Source organism: Paenibacillus polysaccharolyticus (assembly GCF_023714295.1).
GTDB lineage: Bacteria > Bacillota > Bacilli > Paenibacillales > Paenibacillaceae > Paenibacillus > Paenibacillus polysaccharolyticus_A.
The window spans coordinates 1-20942 of sequence record NZ_JAMAUN010000001.1; the positions used below are offsets into that span (position 1 = coordinate 1).

The window sequence follows — 20942 nt, forward strand, 5'->3', positions numbered from 1 at the left end:
GTTTCTTGAATTCTTCATTGTATCGTTGCCGTTGTTCTCCCATGTGGACACACCTCCGTTAGCCTTATTATCCTTCTGTCCGTTAATGGGTGTCCACTTTTTATTCTAGTTCCATGGTGATCGTTAGCGTTGGCATAAGTGGACGTAAACGTGCCCACAGAGGAAACAGCCATTTTTGACGATAGACAAAAAGTGGTCTGAGCTAAGCCTTGGACACCTTTCCCCATTCTCGTTGGCTCTCTGAGTTTTCGTTTACCGACTGTCAGTGGGTACATTCAGAATTCTGCACACTTCTAAGGCTTGCCGAGGTTCAATCCACTTTTCAAACTTCCGTATCTCACCTGAATTCCGCTACTACTTCGTATCTCTGTTGCTCTTAGGTTCTCAATGTCGATCCCAAACTAAATTTCGTTTTAACTTCTCGCTGCCAAGGTGACCAGTCTATCCATGCCTTCCCGAATCTGCTGTTCACGGGCATAGGAAAAGGAGAGGCGAAGTTTGCGGCTACCGGATGCGTGTGAGGGATCAAACACGGTGCCAGGCACAAAAGCAATGGAGTGCTCCATGCTTTGGTGTAACAACCTGCCTGTGTCGATCCCCTCGGGAAGCTCGGCCCAGATGTTCAGACCGCCCTCGGGGCGTGTCCATGTCCAGTCAGTCTCCAGCAGACACTGCTCCATAACTTCCATTCGCAGCTGAAGCGCGGTTCGTAGTTTGGACAGATGTGGATGCATGCGTTCCGATTGAAAATACCGCAGAAAAAGTTTCTGATTCAGTAGCGGTGATCCGTTGTCGGTTAAACCTTTGATCGCTTGTAATCCCGGCATGAGATGTGGACGGCACATAATAGCTGCGATGCGCAACCCCGGAACAACATATTTACTGTAGCTACGGATGTACAGTGTATGTCCAGAAGTATCATAAGTGAAGATCGGCGCAGGCGGTTTTTCTTTAAAATAAATATCGTATGTGCTGTCATCCTCTACCAAGAAACAGCCGTATTGTTCAGCCAGTTCAGGTAACTGTTTGCGTTGCTCTACAGATATGCTGATGCCTGTTGGGTTTTGAAACGTCGGTGTCATATAAAAGAGACGCGGCTTCTCTGTTCTCATCAGATGCTCGATCTGCGCCAGATCATACCCTTCGGGACGGATATCGGTAAAAACAAGCCGTGCACCCTGTTTGCGGAAAATTTCCATGGCAGGGCCGTAAGTTGGTCGCTCAATCAGTACCCGATCTCCGGGTTTGACTAATGCGCGTGAAATCACATCAATCGCCTGTTGAGCGCCGGATGTAATCAGCACTTCGTCAGATGACAGGTAGAAACGTTCTTTCGCCGTCAGATGACTTGCCAGACTGCTACGCAGTTCCAGATCACCTTGAATGGTCGAATATGTGCCGAGTAGACGAGGGTATTGATCCAGCAGATCGCGCATTAACTCTCCCCAATACCGGTTAGGAAGGAGGGATGGATCGATCAATGACTTGGAGAACTGATACTCTGCTTCCAGTGATTGCACACGATCCAGTGTATCCCAATGGAGCCATGCTGACACAGAGGGATCGTCCGCTTGATCCGTGAGCGATAATGGTTTCGCAGGACTGACGAAATAACCAGACTTGTCTCTGACATAGACGATGCCTCGCTGTTTTAAATCCTGATACGCTTTGAAAACCGTTAGCCGGTGTACGCCGAGCAGTTCGGACAAGCTTCGTACCGAAGGCAGTTTTTCCTGTTCAGCCCATTCCCCTGCCTCAATCCGTACCATGAGATAGTGGATAACTTGCTCGTACCGTTTCATGCTGTTGTCTGCCATCATTACCGTTCTGCTCACCCGACCCACGCTCCTTTTGATCTCCATTGTAACAGTTAATGAGAGATAACTGTTCTATTTTGTTCATTCTGTTCTATAGACCATGAGCTATGATGGAGAACAGATAAAGGAGTGGTTAACATGGTAGGGATTGCATTTACCGTAATGTGTCTCGTTTTTGGAACAACGTTTCTGGCGATTAAAATTGGTGTGGAGGCAGGCATGCCGCCTTTTCTATCTGCTGGACTACGGTTTGTGATTGCGGGAGCTTTAATGTTTACATGGATGTGGATGAAGGGGAAAGTGAACTTGTCCCTGTTATTCCGCAAAGAAATGCTGATCACAGGTGCAGGTCTGACATTTGCGACCTTTGCCACGTTATATTGGGCGGAGCAACATGTCAGTTCCGGTGTAGGAGCTATTCTATCGGCAACAGGACCGCTGATGATTATGCTCATGCAAACGGCATTATTGCGGCAGAAAACCTCTGCCCGCATGGTGATTGGCTGCCTGATCGGGTTTACAGGCGTTGTACTAGTCGTTTTGCCAGGCGTATCGCTTGGAGCAGGTTCTTTATTTTTGTGGGGATGCATCGCAGTGCTGGTGGGGGAAGTCTGTTATTCCGCAGGTACGTTATATTCCAAAAAAGTCATTCATCAATTCAGTGAGATGAATCCTGTTACCATCAATGCGGTGCAGATGATGTATGGCGGTGTGCTGTTATTCATCCTCTCTGCACTGACGGAATCCTGGAATATGTCGACACTGGATGTGCTACCGGCCGTGTCGTCCGTAATCTATCTGACGGTCATCGGTTCAATGGTCGGGCACAGTCTGTTCTATTGGATTATGTCACGCACTAATCCGCTGTTCCCGGCAACCTGGTTATACATATCGCCTCCAATTGCCGTTGGGCTCGGTGCGATCGTGTACGGAGAGCATGTCAGCTGGGTGACGTGGGTCGGTGTCGTTTTGGTTATTTCGGGGCTGTTAACCATGAATGAGAAGGTGAGCAGCTGGTTGAAGAAAGGGAGACGTACGAAGGTGATCGTACAAGGCTCTTAGAATACTGCGTGAATCTTCTCTATAGTATAATAGTAAGAGTTCTTACTTTGAGGAGTTGTGTGTAGTCTATGAGGAAAATCTTCCTGAATTTCCTAACCAGTGTGATCCTTTCTATCCTTGTATTTATTCTTGTTTTATTTTTCGTTCATATGTCCGATTCAACGAATATCATGGTCTCGGTTGGGATTACTGTGTCGTTACAGATTTCTTTTTTTACTGCAGTATTGCTGGCCAAAAATAAAAAATAAAACTACAAACAAGAAAGCCCGGAACCACAAATTATTGTGGTATCCGGGCTGTTTTTTATAAGAACTTTCGTTTATTCCGCATTCAGTACAAACTTCTCGATAACTTCTTTTACGCCGTCTTCGTTGTTGCTCGCCGTAATGTAGTCTGCTAATTCTTTCAGCGCAGGGATGGCGTTGCCCATCGCTACACCAAGACCAGCGACTTCCAACATCTCGTGATCGTTCCAGGAGTCGCCGATGGCGATGCACTCGCTGAGTTCGTGACCGAAATGGTCGGCCAGGAACGTCAAGGCGTGACCTTTCGTGCCTTCTTTATGCATAATTTCGAGGAAATACGGCTTGGATTTGGTGATATGCACTTCAGGCCCGAGCAACTCACGCAGCTCTACAGCCACTTGGTCCAGATAGTCTGGCTCGTCGATGATGAGCAGTTTTGGTGTTGGTTGTTCGATGACTTTGATGAAGTCAGACTCGATGTAATATTGCGTGCCGTTTAACTTGGCATAGTCGAGCAGTTTTTGATTTTCTTCGCGAGCATACAGTTTGTCGTCGATGTATGTTTGCAAGTGCAGATTTTTCTCCAGGCAATAATCAAACAGTTTGCGGGAAGCTTCTTGCGGTACATAACGTTCGTAGAGTACTTTCTCATCCAGCAGGTTTTTCACCAAAGCACCTTGATAGGTAATAATTGGCACGTTCAGCTTGGTTTGGCGTGCAAGTGCCTGTGCGGAAGCGTAAGCGCGTCCTGTCGCGAGGGTTACTACTACTCCGTGTGCTACCGCTTGTTCCAAAGCCGTTTGCGTAGCGGGTGTAACTTCCTTGTTGTCGTTAATCAGGGTGTCATCGATGTCGATAGCAATGAGTTTGTAAGTCATATGATGTTTCTCTCCTTTTTATCTGGTTCTATTTCATTGAACGAAATAAATAGATTACACGAGTCACTCCAAACGCAGAACCACCGATGATTTACACGAACACTCCGAAGACAGAATAACCTTACGATCGCTGTTATCCCCAGATTTTTTGAATCCCTTTTAGAAGGGGGGAAATCCGGTGATAAGCATATGCTTCCGATGTAGCTTTCTTGCAGAAAGCTTTTAGGCGAACGCTTCACTTCTCCAGGTTTTTTCTGTCTTCTCCGTTATTTTGTAAACGAATAGTTCTGCCTTTTCCGTTAGATGTGTCATCGAAAATTCGTTCAAACAACCTGTACCCATCTAAATGTCGTATTTCCTTCTTTATTTACTCTTCCAGGAAAACAAGACCGATAAAGTCTTCCAGCTCCAGGTTGCCGAAGTAATGTTTTACATCGAGACCTTCCAGGGCTGAACGCACTTCAGTCTCGTCATAACGTTTGCCACGCAGCATGTCCTCGATATCCGCTACATCGCCAACACCGAAGAAATCGCCGAAGATTTTGATATCTTCGATGCGTCCATCCTTGATGTTCATGCGCAGATCGATGATGCCCACCGGGAATTTGCGAGTATGCTTCACATTGCTTTCCGGTGACAGGCCGTAGTTCCAGTCCCAATTGTTATAACGCTCCGCCGAGATCTCCTTGATCTTATCCCAGTCCTTCTCGGTCAGCTTGTACTGAGGAACGTCCTGTGGCTCCATGCGGAAAATGTGACGGAGCAACTCATCACGGAACTCTTCAATTGTCAGATTGGTGTCAATCAGATCACGAATGTTGGCAACGCGGCTGCGTACCGACTTGGTGCTCTTGGATTTGAATTTCTCGGGATTGACGTTCAGAGATGCCTGAACGTGCTCCAGATTCAGATCAAACATCAGCGTGCCGTGACTGAACATGCGTCCGCGGGTAGCGAATTGGGCGTTGCCCGAAATTTTCTTTTCGCCGACTTGAAGATCATTGCGCCCAGTCAACTCGGCATTGACGCCAAGTTCGTGCAGCGCTTCAACCACAGGCTGGGTGAATTTGCGGAAGTTATGGAAGGACTGACCGTCATCCGCGGTAATAAAACTGAAGTTCAGGTTGCCCAGATCGTGATACACCGCCCCGCCCCCGGAAAGACGACGTACCACCTGCACACCGTTATCCTGAACGTATTCGATATTAATCTCTTCAATCGTATTTTGGTGTTTGCCAATGATGATTGACGGACGGTTGATGTAAAACAGCAGGTAGCTGTCATCCTCCATCGGCAGATGTTTCAAAATGTACTCCTCAATCGCGAGGTTTACAGAAGGATCTGTAATGCCCTGGTTATCTACAAACAGCATGGTCATTCCTCCATTAATGTATGTGAGAGGCGCGTAGCCCCTTATGTAGTGATACTCGTGCAAAAGAATCAGAAAACCGAAGTTTCTGAAATTCCTCTTCTATTGTAAACGAATTGTCGTTGGGACACAAAGAAAACAAGTAGATAAAGGCGGATTTGGGCCCGACTCTTGACAAACAGATGAATGGAGAAGGAATACAGGATTGACCCATCCCACGTACGCCATCCATAATAAAAAGAAGATACAGAGAGGATGACGGAAGAATGACCGGTTATATCGAAGTGTTCGGACATGGTGGAGATGTGGAGACCGCAGCTTCGAGGTTTGGTGGAAGTGCAGCGGCTTTTCTGGATTTTAGCGCTAATATCAACCCTTTAGGCCCTCCCAAAGAGGTTTTGGAAGCATTACAGCAAGGTCTGCATTCGGTGCTTCGTTACCCTGACCCGGGCCATCGGGGATTCAAAGCGCTTCTGGGTGAACGTTTGGGAGTAACACAAGAGCAAATTTCCGTAGGGAATGGTGCGGCTGAAAGTATGGCATTGATCCTGCTGGCACTTGCTCCGCGTAAGGTTGGAACAGTGGAACCGGGTTTCTCGGAATATCGCGCTTTGGCTCGGCAATTTGGTGCGGAGATTCTGCATACGGAAGGGTTTGAAGAGCTGAATTGGAAAGCGCCAGCTGAACATATCGAACAGTTGATGGAAAAGGTAGACCTGCTCTTTCTTGGACAGCCAAACAACCCAAACGGTGTACAATATCCGGTGGAGACACTGCATAGGTTAGCGCGTAAAGCCGAAAAGACGGGTACCGTGCTCGTTATTGATGAAGCGTTTATCGATTTTATTCCACCGGCCCTGCGACAGTCACTTGCTCCTGATCTGAATCAATATCCGCATGTGATCATCATCCGTTCGATGACGAAGTTTTATGCGATTCCGGGCTTGCGTCTCGGATATGCTATAGGTCATTCGAAGTACATACAGGCGATGACGGAGAAACAAGTCACCTGGAGTGTCAACGGACTGGCTCTTATTGCAGGAGAAGCCTGTCTGCGTAGCGGGGAACGGTTCGAGCTGGACACGATATCGCAGATTACGATTGAACGGACACGTTTAATCCAGGCACTGGAGTCGTATGGGTGTAGCGTAACGTCTGGTGAAGCCAATTTCATTTTGGTGCGTGTGCCAGAGCCTTGGACGGCAGCTTCTATGCAGGAAGCTTTGGGGCGGCGGGGTATTCTGATTCGTAGCTGTGCCATGTATCCCGGGCTTGAGGCAGGACATGTACGTTTTGCGGTCAAAGGTGCTGAAGCCAACGACAGGTTGCTAGACGTGCTCGGAAGTGTGCTTGAACAAAGCGGGGATCAGGACGTGGATATGGCATCTGTTGAGCAGGGGATTCAGCAGGGGCATACGCAACATGTTGAAAAAATAAAGGGAGGGAAACGCTTGTGACACTCCCGTTTTATAACTATTTTACAGATGGAAATAGAGACGAGAATATCTACGTGTCCTCTTCCTGGCCGGGTCTGCACATCGCTGCCCATGAACGGCATGTTAAAGCTCAGAGCCCACAACCTGCTCTCGCACTTTCCAGCGCTGTATATGGCGGCGGGATGCTTGAATTAAACCGCGTCTTTAACATCTATGTGGACAAACATTACCGATGTGATGATCCACCCCGTGATATCGCAGAGGCGCTGTATGAATGGCAAGAGCAAGCCGATCAGTGTGCCGGATTGTTAACTGCGGTCAGATTGGAGCATACCTCCATTCAGGAGTATTCGAGTTCGGCATTTGGTCTATTGTGCTGTACAACTGCCGGCGTATCCAATGCAGCACGAGCAGGTTCCGATAGAACCGTGTTTGATGTCCGTGGGAAAAAACAAAACAGAATTCCATATATCCCTGGTACGATTAATATCATGCTGTGGTTCAACGGACAGATGACCCCTGGAGCGATGGTTAATGCGGTTCAGACGGCCGTGGAGGCCAAGTCCGCTGCCCTTGCCGATGCAGGTATTGCCGATTCGGAGAACGGACTTCCTGCCACAGGTACAACAACTGATGCCATTGTATTTGCTGTAAGTCAGATTTCTGCAGATGATAGCCAGCCGCTTCACTCATATGCGGGCACGGCTACAGCATTGGGAGCGGTTATCGGCAGACTCGTATATGACACGGTGACAGAAAGCCTACAGGCCGGATTGCAATGGAAAGAAAGGAACGGACACAGTAATGACATTTGAATTGGAGCATCTATGGACATCATCGTTCTGGATTGGCATGTCTGGAGCTTGGATCATCATTCTTGCATACATATTAGACCGATGCATCGGAGACCCGCGCTGGATTCCGCATCCCGTTATTGGAATGGGGAAAGGCATCTCGGCACTGGAGCGTATTATTAGGGCACGTGTACATACCAATAAAGGACTGAAAAAAGCGGGGATCTGGTTCCCGATCTTGATTGCGGGAGGTTCTTTTGCTGTCACATGGGGTCTGCTCCTTCTGCTGGGTCTGATTCATCCGATCTTGGCGGCTGCAGCCGAAATTATTCTGATTGCCACAACGATTGCTTCCAAAGGATTGCGTGATGCAGGCATGGAAGTGTACCGCCATCTGAAAGAGCAGGATTGGCCTGGAGCCAGGCGTTCACTCGGTATGATTGTGGGACGTGATACGGCACATCTGGATGAGCCGGAGGTGGTTCGGGGAACGGTGGAGACCGTTGCAGAAAACATTGTGGATGCCATTGTATCGCCGCTATTCTATGCACTCATTGGTGGTGCTCCGCTGGCTATGGCCTACCGTGCCGTCAATACGCTGGATTCCATGGTTGGATATAAAAATGATAAATATCTTCATCTCGGCTGGGCTTCCGCACGGCTGGATGATTGGGCTAACTGGATTCCCGCTCGCATGACCGCTCTGCTGTTAATTGTAGGCGCATGGGTGCTGAAACTGGATGCCAAAGGCGCAGCGCGTATGGTTGCCCGGGATGCGAGACTACACCCCAGCCCGAATAGCGGTTTTCCCGAGTCGGCAGTCGCTGGAGCACTAGGCATTCGGCTGGGCGGGCATAACGTGTATCACGGCGTTGCTTCATTTCGAGCTTATATGGGCGAGGCTACGCGGCCGATGGAGTCGGAAGATATCGTGCGAACGACACGGCTGATGTTTTGGTCGGCGGGAGCTTTTGTGGGCCTTTGTTTCTTGGCAACCTTGGGAGTGTGGTTAGCAGGAGGTGCGCTATTGTGGTAATTAAAGAATTAGAACAGCTTGGATCAAAACAGTCTCCGTACAAGCGTAGCATCGTACTGATCCGTCATGGAACAACCCAGTGGAATGTGGAAAAAAAATATTTGGGGCATACCGACATGGGGCTGTTGCCTGATGCACAAGAAGAGCTGGCTCAGCTACGCGAGCAGTGCCGCGAGCTTATATGGGATGCGGTGTATTGCAGTGACCTGCTTCGTTGTCGCCAGACGCTGGCACACATCGCACCGCAGCTGATTGAACAGGCGAAGTTTGATTCGCGCCTGCGCGAGAATGATTTCGGACAATGGGAAGGCCTGAATTACGAGCAATTGAAGGATAACTCCTTGTACCGGAGCTGGATTGATGATCCCCAGAAGGTAATCCCGCCTGAAGGAGAATCGTGGCAGACTTTTGCGGAACGAATGGATTCTTTTCTTCACGAACAGATCTGGTCGGAGCATTCACACAAGGCACTTATTGTGACTCATGGCGGTGTCATCCGCTATATGATGTCCCGGCTTATCAACGGCGTAGGTTTTTGGGATACTCATGTTATCCCTGGACAGGCAATTCAGGTTCAACTTGAAAAGCAAGGGGATTACTGGCTTGGCAGACGAATGGATTTTCCGTACATCGGGTTGTAAGGTGGTGCAATATACCCTATAATCACAACAGAAGTGTGACTCGGACGGACATATTGGGTATGATGGGCTGAGACGCCTGAACTGACGTGATTCGTGCGAAGAGCACTGCGACTATGTTTGACCTGAATTAACCATCTTTAGCGACTAAGGGTCCCGCGTGCCAATCCGTTGTTCATGAAGAACAAGGACAAGTTATCATGCGCACAAGGGTAAAATGGGGAAGCTGGTGCAAATCCGGCACGGTCCCGCCACTGTGAAACAGGAATCATCCTGTAAGTCAGATTACCAGCCCTTGACGTACAAGCCGGTGTTCCTTCGAGGAAAGGACAACGTTTCGGGCCATTCTGTGCGCATGGACAGCTAGCCGCTGTTACATGTACAGATTGCCGTATGCGAGACGTCATCCCTGATCCTTGTTTTAAGGATAAGGGATTTTTCTTGTTGTACACGATATAGTGGAGTCATCATATACACGTTTAACGGAGAGTGCAGAACCAATTTGGAGAAACGAAGTGTTCGCATTTATCACCGGATTTTTCCCTTTGAAAAGGAATCAAAAAAATCTGGGGATAACAGCGATCGGAAAATGGTACTGCAATCGGAGTGGCCTCGTGTATATAACAAAAGCAACAACAATAGTACAGATAGAGAAGGGGAGTTTAAATCAATGATTAAGAACTGGAAAGCACTCACATCACTGTTGAGCGCAGCAATGCTGGCACTGGCGCTGGCTGGATGCGGTAATGCCGCAACAAAAGAAGGCGCGGGCAGCTCACAGCAACCTGCACAGGAGCAGTCGCAGGAACAAACGCAAGCGGATCTGAAAACTCAATACCCACTGACCGTTACAGATGCAACGGGTGAGTCTTTCACTTTTGAAAAAGCACCAACCAAAATCGTCTCTGTATCTCCAGCTGAAACGGAGTCGCTGTTTGCCCTCGGACTGGATAATGAGATTATTGGCGTATCCGACTATGACGATTACCCAGAAGCGGCAAAAACCAAAACGAAAATGGGCGGTGTCACCAAGCCAAACGAGGAGTCCATTATTGCAGCAGATGCGGACATTGTGTTCACTGGCATTTCTATGAGTGAGGATGCGGTGAAGAAGCTGCGTGAACTGGGCATTACCATTTTCAAAACGGATCCTAAATCTATCGACGATGTAATAAACAATATCGAAACCTTCGGTAAAATCACCGATCATCAAGAGCAAGCTCAGAAGCTTGTCACGCAGATGAAGAAAGATGTAACGGATGTAACGGAAGCGGTAAAAGCCGTAAAACCGGAAGAGAAGAAAAAAGTATACATCGAGTTCTCCCCAGGCTGGACGGTTGGTAAAGGTGAGTTCATGGACGAACTGATCAACGTAGCCGGGGCTACCAATATTGCTGCTGACAAAGAGAGCTGGTATCAGATTAACGAAGAAAATGTCATTGCCTCGAACCCGGATGTTATCTTGTACGCCAATGACGTAGTTGAGGACAACAAGACGCTGGATCAGATCATCAAGGCACGTAGCGGCTGGGATCAAATTACGGCGGTGAAAAACAATGCTGTAATTGGGCTCGATGCTAACTTGCTGAGCCGTCCAGGACCGCGCGTAACTCAAGGGTTGAAAGATGTTGCCAAAGCGATCTATCCTGACCTGTTCAAATGAGCAGAAAGCTGATCCTGTTCGGAACGATGGGCATGGCGCTGCTGGTGCTTACCGTGCTCGTCTGCACGGGCATTGGTTCAGTGGCGTTGCCCATCGGGGACATCGCTGGTATTCTCGTTCACAAAATGCCATGGGTGGGTGACTGGATTACACCTGATTGGAGCAAGGCTGCCGAACAAATCATATGGAAGGTGCGTTTCCCGCGTGTCTTGCTTGCGATGCTCGTAGGTGCTTCGTTAGCGATTGCAGGTGCAGGATTTCAAGGTGTGTTGCGTAATCCGCTTGCTGATCCATTCACACTGGGGGTTTCCTCTGGTGCTTCGGTGGGGGCGGCGTTCCTGATATTCTTTGGTTTGCAGTACGCTATCATTGGTATTTGGACACTGCCGCTGGTTGCTTTTTTGACCGGGGTAGTCACGTTATGGTTCGTGCTGTCGCTGGCTCGTGAAGGACGTAAAATACCAACGCATAGCCTCATTCTGGCAGGTGTGGTCATGCAAAGTTTCTTGGGGGCGGTCGTTTCCTTCCTATCGACCATGTCGAAGCAGACAATCAACGAAATTATATACTGGACGATGGGAAGTCTGGCACTGCGCGGGTGGTCGTATACGACCATCCTTTTCCCGTATTTTCTGCTTGGACTGATTTTTCTATGGAGCCGGGCACGTTCGCTGAATGTTTTGGCACTAGGTGAACGTCAGGCAGCGCATATTGGTGTTGGTGTGGACAGGCTCAAGTTATCTGTGCTGGCTGTAGGTACATTGCTAACGGCAGGAGCTGTTTCGGTTTCGGGAGTCATCGGATTTGTTGGCTTGGTAATTCCGCATATTTTGCGATTGCTGGTGGGGCCGGACTATCGATTGCTGGTACCTTTGTCTGCGATTGGCGGTGCGATTTTTATGGTATGGGCAGATACCATAGCTCGCTCCTTGCTGGCACCGACTGAAATACCGCTAGGCGTCGTGACTGCTTTTGTCGGCGCTCCGTTTTTCGCCTATTTGCTGCATCGGAACAAAAAGCTGCAGAAGGGGATGATGCCGTGACGACCGACAAAAATTATGCTGCCGCTTCTCTAGTATCTGTTGTCCGGGCGGGCAAAACATACGGTGAACATCATGCCCTGCATCCTACCGATTGGCAGATCGCAGAAGGAGATTGGTGGGGTGTCGTTGGCCCAAACGGAAGCGGGAAATCAACATTACTCCAGCTTATAGCAGGAACGGAATCGTTAAGTGAAGGCCAGATCAGCATTGCTGGTCGTGATATCCGATCATATAGTCGTAAGCAATTGTCACGGATGATCGCGGTTTTGCAGCAGGATGGCTTACCCGCAATCTCCTATCCGGTTCGGGATGTCGTCGAAATGGGACGGTATCCGTACCAAAATTGGTTAGGCCGGGAAACGGCGGATGGAGCACGTGTGGTGGACAGAGTGCTCGAAGAGCTGGGACTAATGGAACTTGCGGATCGGCCGCTGGATTCCCTAAGCGGCGGACAACGGCAGCGAGTGGCCCTAGCCAAGGTCATGGCACAGGAGCCGCGATTATTATTGCTGGATGAACCAACGACGTTTCTCGATATTAAATATCAGTTGCAATTTATGGAATTATTAGCTGCATGGCAAAAGAAGAGCAATATTACGATTGTAGCAGTGTTACATGATCTTAATTTGGCTGCATTGTTCTGTAATCATATTTTGGCTTTACGGGAAGGCAAGGTGGTTGGAGAGGGGGCACCTCACAGCTTGATGACGGGAGAGCAGATTCAAGAGATTTTTCGCGTTAAACCTGCGATGGTATCCCATCCGGATCATGCTGTTCCCCAACTGTTGTTGCGGCGGGACATGGATTAAATGAGGACGAGAGAGCCTCTATTTTGATGAAGGAAGTGCTGGTTGAATGAAGACAGAAGAACAGAAGTTGGAGCAAGTATTAAATAAGATTGTTGCTCCTGACCCAACCATTGCTGCGGAAACGTCTGCTCATGTGGATATACTGACGAAACCGCCGGGTAGTCTCGGGAAATTGGAAGACCTTGTGATTCGACTTGCAGGGATGACAGGTCAGGCTCGTCCATGTTTTGATCGCAGGGCTGTGATCGTTATGGCTGCGGATCACGGGGTCGTAGCTGAAGGGATCAGTGCTTTTCCAGCCGAGGTTACACCGCAGATGGTCATGAATTTTCTGGCTGGAGGCGCTGCAGTCAATGTCCTTGCTCGTCATGCCAGAGCAGAAGTGATCTGTGTCGATATCGGTGTAAATGCTGACCTTGATCATGCTAACCTGCTCTCCCGTAACATTCGTAAAGGCACGGCCAACATGGCTCAAGGAGCCGCGATGACTCGGGATGAGGCGATTCAGGCTATTTTAGTAGGTGTGGATGTCGTTACCGCGGAAGTAGCAAAAGGGACAGGGGTGTTTGTCACCGGAGAAATGGGGATTGGCAACACAACGGCAAGCGCCGCAGTGATGAGTGCGCTCACCGGTATTGCACCAGCATCAGCTGTTGGGAGAGGAACTGGCTTGGATGATGCAGGTGTGCTACGCAAGGCTGCTGTTATAAGTCAGGCTTTGAATGTTAATACACCTGACCCTGAGGATGCGCTGGATGTGCTATGCAAGGTGGGTGGATTGGAGATTGCAGGACTCGCGGGCGTTATTCTCGCAGCTGCGGCCCATCGTTGTCCAGTTGTTATAGATGGTTTCATCTCGACTGCGGCGGCACTAATCGCAAGAAAGCTGGCTCCCCTGAGTACAGCTTATATGATCGCTTCCCATACCTCCCATGAGAATGGACATGCGGCGCTGCTTCGTGAACTTGATTTAAAGCCGATGCTGGACCTGGATATGCGCCTTGGAGAAGGCACAGGTGGAGTACTCAGTCTGCATCTCATTGATGCAGCATGTCTGATTTTGAATGAAATGGCGACCTTTGCAAGTGCGGGTGTGTCAGACGGAACGAATCAGGCTTCCGACTCTGATTCCAGTGAGAAAGAGCATTCGACGGGTTCCTCCATTTTAACGGTCTCACCTGTTCTAGGAGATGGCTCCCGATGAGTGTATTGGTTACTGGCGGTGCACGCAGTGGTAAGAGTTCGTTTGCCGAACGTCTGTGCATGCAGCGTTCCTCCGAAGCCTGGTATGTAGCCACTGCTCAGGCGTATGATGACGAGATGTGTGAACGCATAGCAATGCACCAGAAGCAGCGTGAAAGTTCCGGTTACCTCTGGCGTACGATGGAGGAACCCTTGGCTTTGCCTGCGCTAATTCAGCAGATGGGCGAAGGGCATACGGGCACGTCCGCACCAACGATTCTGGTGGATTGCTTGACTCTCTGGCTGACGAATGTGTTACTGGCCCATGAACATGACGAAGGTCACGTGTTGCAAGGTCATCTGGATGCACTGGTAGAAGCGGTCCAAACCTATCCCGGATTACTTGTGCTGGTTACCAATGAAGTAGGGGATGGAATTGTACCCGAATACAAGCTTGGTCGTGTGTATCGTGATCTGGCAGGTGTTCTTAATCAGCGCATTGCAGCAATCTGTCGTGAGGTGTTTCTCGTGACGGTAGGCATTCCAATCGAATTGAAAAGTAAGGAGTATCGCTTATGAAGCATGGCTCAGCGGGTTCAGCCGTTCCGCAGCGGAAACATGCGGCTGCAGCGGCCTTTCAATTTCTGTCTCGTTTTCCTGTGAAAATGCAGCTCGATTTTGTTCCGCCATTGCTACGAGAAAGTGTGGTGTATTATCCACTGGTCGGTGCTGCAATCGGTCTCTGCGTGTGGCTGGTCGCCGCACTGAGCGGTGCCCTGCTTCCGGCTTTTCCGGCAGCGGTTTTGACCTTGACCGTATGGGTCTGGCTTACCGGAGGATTGCATCTCGACGGATGGATGGATACAGCAGATGGCCTGTTCAGTTACCGCAGCCGTGAGCGAATGCTGGAGATTATGAAAGACAGCCGAGTGGGCGCGATGGGGGTTATTGCCTGTGTGCTGCTCCTTATGATGAAGGCGGCACTGATTGCCGATATGATTGCTCGTGGGAACTGGTTGTACGGTGCGTTGCTGATTTTGCCTATGATCTGGAGCCGATGGTTTATGGTCTATGCCATGTCAGCCTGGCCTAATGCTCGTGGGGATGATGGACTTGCCGTTCTATTCAAAGGGCTGGGGGAGTGGAATGAAGTCCAGCGAGCACGTCGCGCTGCGATTGGACTTACGCTGGTCTCAGGAATCATTACAATGGCTGTCGTGTCGCTGTTTAAACCGGATATAGCGATTGCCGATGCCATGGTGAGCGGGTTTGGGTCGCTACCTTGGTGGCTTTATCCTGTAACGTCAGTTATCGTACTGCCTGTGGCCTGTTATTTTATTGGACGTTTCGTAGCCACGCGGATCAGTGCCCGGCTCGGAGGGCTTACTGGGGATACGTATGGTGCCATGAACGAATTGTTGGAAGCGGCCTTATTGACGATATTAAGCGTGCTTCAAGGACTGTTTTGGCTGTAGAGGTTGAGGTGTAGATGTTGAGTTGCCCAGAATTTCACTTGCGAATTTTCGCTTGGTTTGAACATTATCGTTGTGTAGCAAGTTAATTGCGCGAAAGACAGGGGTGAGGGACCGTGGAAGATCAGGTAAAACAACCAGCGGCTGTACTCATGCTGCAAGGCACGGCTTCTGATGTAGGTAAAAGTGTCATTACAACGGCACTGTGCCGGATTTTCAAGCAAGATGGTTTCAGTCCCGCGCCGTTCAAATCGCAGAATATGGCGCTGAACTCTTATGTTACGGAAGACGGCAAGGAGATTGGGCGGGCACAAGGGGCACAAGCTGAAGCATGTGGCATTGAAGCAACTACGGATATGAATCCGATTCTAATTAAACCCGTAAGGGATATGCATTCACAGATCGTGGTACATGGCGTACCTTTTGCCCAGATGAGTGCGTCGGATTATCGTCAGCATTTCTTACCTGAAGCGAAGCAGACCGTAATGGATGCGTTAAATCGGTTGCGCGATACATATGACATCGTTTTAATGGAGGGAGCAGGCAGTCCGGCAGAGATTAACCTGAAAGATCGGGATATTGTGAATATGAATCTGGCGGGATGGGCCGATGCGCCGGTTATTCTGATCTCTGACATTGATCGTGGCGGCGTGTTTGCTTCGATCGTGGGTACGCTCGAACTGCTGGAGCCACATGAGAAAGCCCGTGTAAAAGGATTTATCATCAATAAGTTCAGAGGGGATCTCTCTCTGTTGCAACCAGGGTTAGACTGGCTTGAAGAACGGACTGGAATACCTGTGCTGGGTGTGCTGCCCTATATAAGAGATATTCAGATCGAGGCAGAAGATTCGGTGGTGCTGGACTCTCTTCGACATGGCAAAAAAGAAGAGACAGAACTGGATATCGCCGTCATTCGTTATCCGCGCATCTCCAACTTCACGGACTTCGATGCATTATCCCGTGAACCGGACGTGAATGTACGTTATGTGACTTCACCGGAGGAATTGGGTAGCCCGGACGCCATTATTTTGCCAGGCACTAAAGATACGATCGGAGACCTGATTTATGTAAGGGAAATTGGATTGGAACTGGCGATCCATTCTCACTCAGAGCTTGAACATGTTCAACTTGTGGGGATATGCGGTGGGTATCAAATGTTGGGGCAACACTTGGTTGATCCGTATGCTGTCGAGGCAAACCAAGCTCAGGAAGCGGTGGGACTTGGCAAACTGCCTTTATCAACAACATTTCTTCAACACAAACAGACGGTCAGAGCTATGGGGAACGTACAGCCTGAACATCCCCTTCGGCTACATGGCGGAAAACAAGTTGAGCCTTCGGCCATATCTGTTAAGGGATACGAAATCCATATGGGTGTAACGGAATGTCACGAACCTGAACAGGTAACCGCTTTGTTTGAGATCGCTCATGCTGGCGGACAAGCATTCTTGGAAGGATGGGGCACATCAGATGGGAAAGTGTGGGGAACGTATCTGCACGGTTTGTTTGAAAGCGACCAATTCCGGCGTTCCTGGTTGAACGGACTGCGTACAGCAAAGGGACTTGCTCCGCTGGAGGAAACATACAGTGCTCAGGAGCGCAAAGAAATGGAGTTTGATCGAGTAGCCACCTCTTTGCGCTCATCACTGGATATGCAACGAGTGTATGAGATTATGGGCCTGACACAGCCTGAATAATTAACATGTGCACTTTGTTCAGGACTTATCTGTAATGATCCGAGTGAGAAATATGGATGAATAGCAAAAAACACCCCCATGACCCGCGATCTGTTCAGTCATTGAACGATCGCATCTGGTAGGGGGTGTTTTTTTATTGGAGTATTTACAATGTTTAGTATAGCAAATGCAGGGTTATAGATATGTGATCATTATTGATGATTGTTGACGGATGATTCGATTGAAGCTTAATCAATCATTAGTCGATTTTAAACTTCTTCATCGCTGTTTGCAGCTCGACAGCTTGTTCATGCAGATGGCGCACCGTGCTCGAATGAGAGTCCATCTCGCTGAGTTGCATTTCTGCGGTAGTTGCAATCTGTTCCATGCTCTCACGAGACTTGGATGTGATCTGTGCTGTTTCTTCCACCGAAGCGCTAACTTCTTCTGCACCTGCAGAAACTTGCTGTGTGGAGGAGGAGACGGTTTGAATGGTGAGATTGACATTCTGGATCAGTTCATTGAGTTGCTGGAAGGCTGAACCTGCTTGCTGTACAACAGCAGTTCCAGAACCAATCTCTTGCGTTACCCGGTTCATCGCACTTACGGATCGTTCGGCATCTTCACGAATCGTACCGAGATAATCGGCGATTTCTTCGGTCGCTGTCTTGGATTGTTCCGCCAGCTTGCGGACTTCTCCAGCAACAACGGCGAATCCTCGTCCGTGTTCACCCGCACGGGCCGCTTCAATGGATGCGTTAAGGGACAGCATGTTAATCTGTTTCGTAATTTCAAAAATAGAATTAACAATGGTTCCGATGGCAACGGAACGTTCGTTCATCGTTTCGATATAACGCAGCGATTCGCTGGCGGTTTGTCCGACAAGTTCCATCTGATTCACTGCATTTTGTGCCAGTTGATTGCCGTTAAGCGCCTCTGTTGCAGCTTCATTGATTTGTTCGGATACTTCGGCGGCAGAAGATGCGATATGCATAATTCCTTGGGTGATCTCTTCCATCGCTCTTGCGTTCTCGGATGCACTGGAAGCGATACTGACGCTACCTTTTCCCGCTTCTTCAGCAGCATGGCTGGAGTTCTGCACCATACCGGACATGGACTCTACACGCTCAAGCAAGTCATTGGAACCGACAACGACCTCATTAGAGGTAGTTAGGGCACGGCTAATCATTTCTTTGAGATTATGTGTCATCGTCTGGAAGCTGAAGGCCAGTTGGGCGATCTCGTCTTTGCCTTTAATCTGCAGCTCAGCGGTAAGATCACCTTGAGAGATTCGTTTACTATGTTCTACAAGTTTAATGATGGGTTTGGTGACTCTTTTGATCATACTAGTAGAGATGAGCCAGCCAAGGATAAATACCAACGCGGTAATCCCAAGGCATAGCCAGAAAATTTGAGCAATTTTATCCTGAACAAACTTGGCATCCATGCTGACGGCCATGAGCATATTGCTTCCCGCAATCGGCATAAATGCTGCTTTATGTACACCATAAGAATCAGAGAAGACCGGGCTGATGACCACTTGTTTCTTCTCGCTTGCTTGGGCCATGGAAGGTTCTACATCAATAGCATCTCCAGTCTTGAATTTGGAGTTGATGCTAGCGACAACAACGGTGGCTTTGCCATCCTGTACGGCAATGACATAAGCCGCATCCAGGCTATGTTCTTTGGATTGATCCGCCAGGTAGGATCCGACCGTCATGGCCGCTCCTTCAGCGCCTGCACCGCCACTTTGGATCTGCAGAAGTTTGGATGAGGATGTATTTTTGTAAATATCCTGAATGGACGTATTCAGAACTTTGTCGAACTGAGGTAGCACGTAACTTTGAATAATATTCATGGATACGGCATAAAAACTGATACTAAACAACAGGGAGGCAACGAGTAACACTAGGAATAACGTGCCCCTGATCTTGCCAGCAACGGTGCGTTTGCGAAACATAGAATCACCCTTTCACGTCATCTTCAATAACATTGTCCCTTATTCCGTTCTCTATGGCCTTTTTTACTAACGAATAAAGACCTATTTTTTAGTTTTACGAAACTCTCGAATAAGCGGATATACCCATTTTACAAAATTAACCGCGGGTTGAATAGCAGAATTTTCATAAAACTGCATAATTATTTTCATTGATCCAGAATGATTAACATGAATATTACATAATATCAATTAATACCTACCAGAATAGTTTGATATATGTTATATTGTTCATTGTCACATTTGAAGGCCAAATATAAATTAGAAAATCGGTTCAAGACCGATGATACATGTCTGAGGAGGAACAAAGGTAATGAATACATTTCTATTAATTGTGAATGTAGTGGTCATGCTGGCGCTGCTGGGTGTTCTCTACTGGATGCAGAAGAAACACATCTCGTTTACGAAACGTGTATTTGCGGGTCTAGGTATGGGTGTTGTGTATGGTGTTATTCTGCAATTGATCTACACATCGGGTTCGGATGTGATTACGAAGTCAGTCGATTGGTTTAATCTGGTCGGTTCAGGATATGTCCGTCTGCTACAAATGGTAGTTATTCCACTCATCATGGTGTCGATTATCTCGGCGATCATGAATCTGAAGGGCAAGCAAAACCTCGGCAAGATGAGTTTCTCCATCATCGCTATTTTGCTAATTACGACAGCGATTGCTGCTGGAGTCAGCATTGCAACAAGTCTGGGATTCAACCTGACTTCCATTGAGATTCAAGGCGGAGATCGGGAAACGGCTCAAATCCAGAAGGTGGAGGAACGTTTGGCTGATGTGAAGGATCAGACGATTCCACAGCAGGTGCTGGAGTTCATTCCTTCCAATCCATTTGCGGATATGACGGGTGAACGCCGTACGTCTACACTGGCTGTCGTTATTTTCTCAGCCTTTATTGGTGTAGCTGTATTGGGACTGGATCGCAAAAAACCGCAACAGGCGGAAACGTTCCGTGGCATGGTGAATGCCGTCTACGCCGTTGTAATGCGGATTGTCACGCTGGTACTGAGGCTTACGCCTTACGGCATTTTGGCGCTCATTACGAAAGTAACGGCGACCACCAATGCAGAGGAAATTTTGAAGCTGATCAAATTTGTCATTGCGTCTTACGTGGCGCTGGCGATTATGTTTGTCATCCATCTGATCATCATCTCCCTGTCCGGATTTAACCCGGTTACGTATGTGAAAAAAGTACTGCCAACGCTGGTATTTGCTTTTACTTCTCGTTCAAGTGCGGCAGCGATTCCGCTGAACGTGGAGACACAGACGAAGAAGCTCGGCGTATCCGACGGGATTGCCAACTTGTCCGCAAGCTTTGGTGCTACGATTGGGCAAAACGGCTGCGCCGGTGTATATCCGGCCATGCTGGCGGTTATGATTGCTCCGACGGTTGGAATCGACCCGCTGAGCTGGGACTTCATCGTGACGTTGATCCTCGTCGTTATGATCAGTTCGTTTGGTGTGGCAGGCGTCGGCGGCGGGGCGACCTTCGCTTCCCTGATCGTCTTGTCCACATTGAATCTGCCTGTGGCTCTGGTTGGACTGTTGATTTCCGTTGAGCCGTTGATCGACATGGGTCGTACAGCGCTCAACGTGAACGGGTCCATGACATCCGGATTGTTGACAAGTAAAATTTTGAAAGAAAACGATCGGGACACGTTCAACGATCAAAGCCGTGAGCTGGATTCTGCTGCTCACGCGTAAGCTGCGCGAAGCTTGCCGCGCATGGCTTGTGCACTTGGTGATGCAGCGTGTGCAGAGCGAGCTGCAATAGAGTGGATGAAAGGCCGTCCTTCGGAGACATTCCGGAGGGCGGCTT

Annotated in this window: 17 protein-coding genes and 1 riboswitch; of the genes, 13 read left to right on the top strand and 4 right to left on the bottom strand. The window is 48.8% G+C overall.

Annotated features, from left to right (window positions below; all coding sequences use genetic code 11):
- Positions 1-413 precede the first annotated feature (413 nt).
- Positions 414-1835, bottom strand: a complete 1422-nt coding sequence (locus M3629_RS00005; protein WP_435368156.1) for a PLP-dependent aminotransferase family protein — start codon at positions 1833-1835, stop codon at positions 414-416.
- A 120-nt stretch (positions 1836-1955) separates the two neighbouring features.
- On the opposite strand from M3629_RS00005, the gene M3629_RS00010 reads away from it, so the two are divergent.
- Positions 1956-2879 (top strand): DMT family transporter, encoded by a 924-nt coding sequence (locus tag M3629_RS00010; RefSeq protein WP_251502349.1) that lies wholly within the window; start codon positions 1956-1958, stop codon positions 2877-2879.
- 319 nt (positions 2880-3198) lie between these two features.
- Here M3629_RS00010 and M3629_RS00015 read toward each other — a convergent pair whose 3' ends face one another.
- Together M3629_RS00015 and M3629_RS00020 are read right to left on the bottom strand one after the other, a co-directional pair.
- On the bottom strand, positions 3199-4002 hold the full coding sequence (locus M3629_RS00015; protein WP_145333445.1) for a Cof-type HAD-IIB family hydrolase: 804 nt from the start codon (positions 4000-4002) through the stop codon (positions 3199-3201).
- A gap of 367 nt (positions 4003-4369) precedes the next feature.
- A complete protein-coding gene (locus tag M3629_RS00020; RefSeq protein WP_090918025.1) occupies positions 4370-5374 on the bottom strand; it encodes a lipoate--protein ligase in 1005 nt (334 codons plus the stop codon).
- 263 nt (positions 5375-5637) lie between these two features.
- Between M3629_RS00020 and cobD the strand changes: the two genes are divergently transcribed.
- From cobD to M3629_RS00075, 11 genes are all read left to right on the top strand, one after another.
- Positions 5638-6828, top strand: coding sequence for a threonine-phosphate decarboxylase CobD (gene cobD / locus M3629_RS00025; RefSeq protein ID WP_251502350.1), 1191 nt, complete (start codon positions 5638-5640; stop codon positions 6826-6828).
- The gene (locus M3629_RS00030; protein ID WP_251502351.1) at positions 6825-7622 is read left to right on the top strand and encodes an adenosylcobinamide amidohydrolase; all 798 of its coding nucleotides are present in this window, start codon (positions 6825-6827) and stop codon (positions 7620-7622) included. Before cobD ends, M3629_RS00030 begins: the two co-directional genes overlap by 4 nt.
- A 37-nt stretch (positions 7623-7659) precedes the next feature.
- Positions 7660-8637: an adenosylcobinamide-phosphate synthase CbiB gene (gene cbiB, locus M3629_RS00035; protein WP_251504360.1), complete on the top strand. Its 978-nt coding sequence runs from the start codon at positions 7660-7662 to the stop codon at positions 8635-8637.
- Positions 8631-9278, top strand: a complete 648-nt coding sequence (locus tag M3629_RS00040; RefSeq protein ID WP_251502352.1) for a histidine phosphatase family protein — start codon at positions 8631-8633, stop codon at positions 9276-9278. The genes cbiB and M3629_RS00040 overlap by 7 nt, the downstream gene beginning before the upstream one ends.
- A gap of 186 nt (positions 9279-9464) precedes the next feature.
- Positions 9465-9613, top strand: a riboswitch (adenosylcobalamin (AdoCbl) riboswitch).
- Positions 9614-9945: 332 nt separating this feature from the next.
- Positions 9946-10938 carry an ABC transporter substrate-binding protein gene (locus tag M3629_RS00045; RefSeq protein WP_251502353.1) on the top strand — a complete coding sequence of 331 codons (993 nt, stop codon included), beginning with the start codon at positions 9946-9948 and terminating at the stop codon, positions 10936-10938.
- Positions 10935-11981: a FecCD family ABC transporter permease gene (locus tag M3629_RS00050; protein ID WP_251502354.1), complete on the top strand. Its 1047-nt coding sequence runs from the start codon at positions 10935-10937 to the stop codon at positions 11979-11981. Before M3629_RS00045 ends, M3629_RS00050 begins: the two co-directional genes overlap by 4 nt.
- On the top strand, positions 11978-12790 hold the full coding sequence (locus M3629_RS00055; protein ID WP_251502355.1) for an ABC transporter ATP-binding protein: 813 nt from the start codon (positions 11978-11980) through the stop codon (positions 12788-12790). Before M3629_RS00050 ends, M3629_RS00055 begins: the two co-directional genes overlap by 4 nt.
- A 46-nt stretch (positions 12791-12836) precedes the next feature.
- On the top strand, positions 12837-13994 hold the full coding sequence (cobT, locus tag M3629_RS00060; RefSeq protein ID WP_251502356.1) for a nicotinate-nucleotide--dimethylbenzimidazole phosphoribosyltransferase: 1158 nt from the start codon (positions 12837-12839) through the stop codon (positions 13992-13994).
- Entirely contained in the window at positions 13991-14551 is a 561-nt protein-coding gene (cobU, locus tag M3629_RS00065; protein WP_251502357.1) for a bifunctional adenosylcobinamide kinase/adenosylcobinamide-phosphate guanylyltransferase, read from the top strand. Before cobT ends, cobU begins: the two co-directional genes overlap by 4 nt.
- Positions 14548-15447, top strand: a complete 900-nt coding sequence (cobS, locus tag M3629_RS00070) for an adenosylcobinamide-GDP ribazoletransferase (protein WP_251502358.1) — start codon at positions 14548-14550, stop codon at positions 15445-15447. The genes cobU and cobS overlap by 4 nt, the downstream gene beginning before the upstream one ends.
- Before the next feature lie 149 nt (positions 15448-15596).
- Positions 15597-17141, top strand: a complete 1545-nt coding sequence (locus tag M3629_RS00075; protein ID WP_251504362.1) for a cobyric acid synthase — start codon at positions 15597-15599, stop codon at positions 17139-17141.
- A gap of 238 nt (positions 17142-17379) precedes the next feature.
- On the opposite strand, the gene M3629_RS00080 is transcribed toward M3629_RS00075, so the two are convergent.
- On the bottom strand, positions 17380-19080 hold the full coding sequence (locus M3629_RS00080; RefSeq protein WP_251502359.1) for a methyl-accepting chemotaxis protein: 1701 nt from the start codon (positions 19078-19080) through the stop codon (positions 17380-17382).
- A gap of 349 nt (positions 19081-19429) precedes the next feature.
- On the opposite strand from M3629_RS00080, the gene M3629_RS00085 reads away from it, so the two are divergent.
- Complete coding sequence (locus M3629_RS00085) at positions 19430-20827, top strand: L-cystine transporter (protein WP_090918005.1); 1398 nt, start codon at positions 19430-19432, stop codon at positions 20825-20827.
- The last annotated feature ends 115 nt before the right edge of the window (positions 20828-20942 follow it).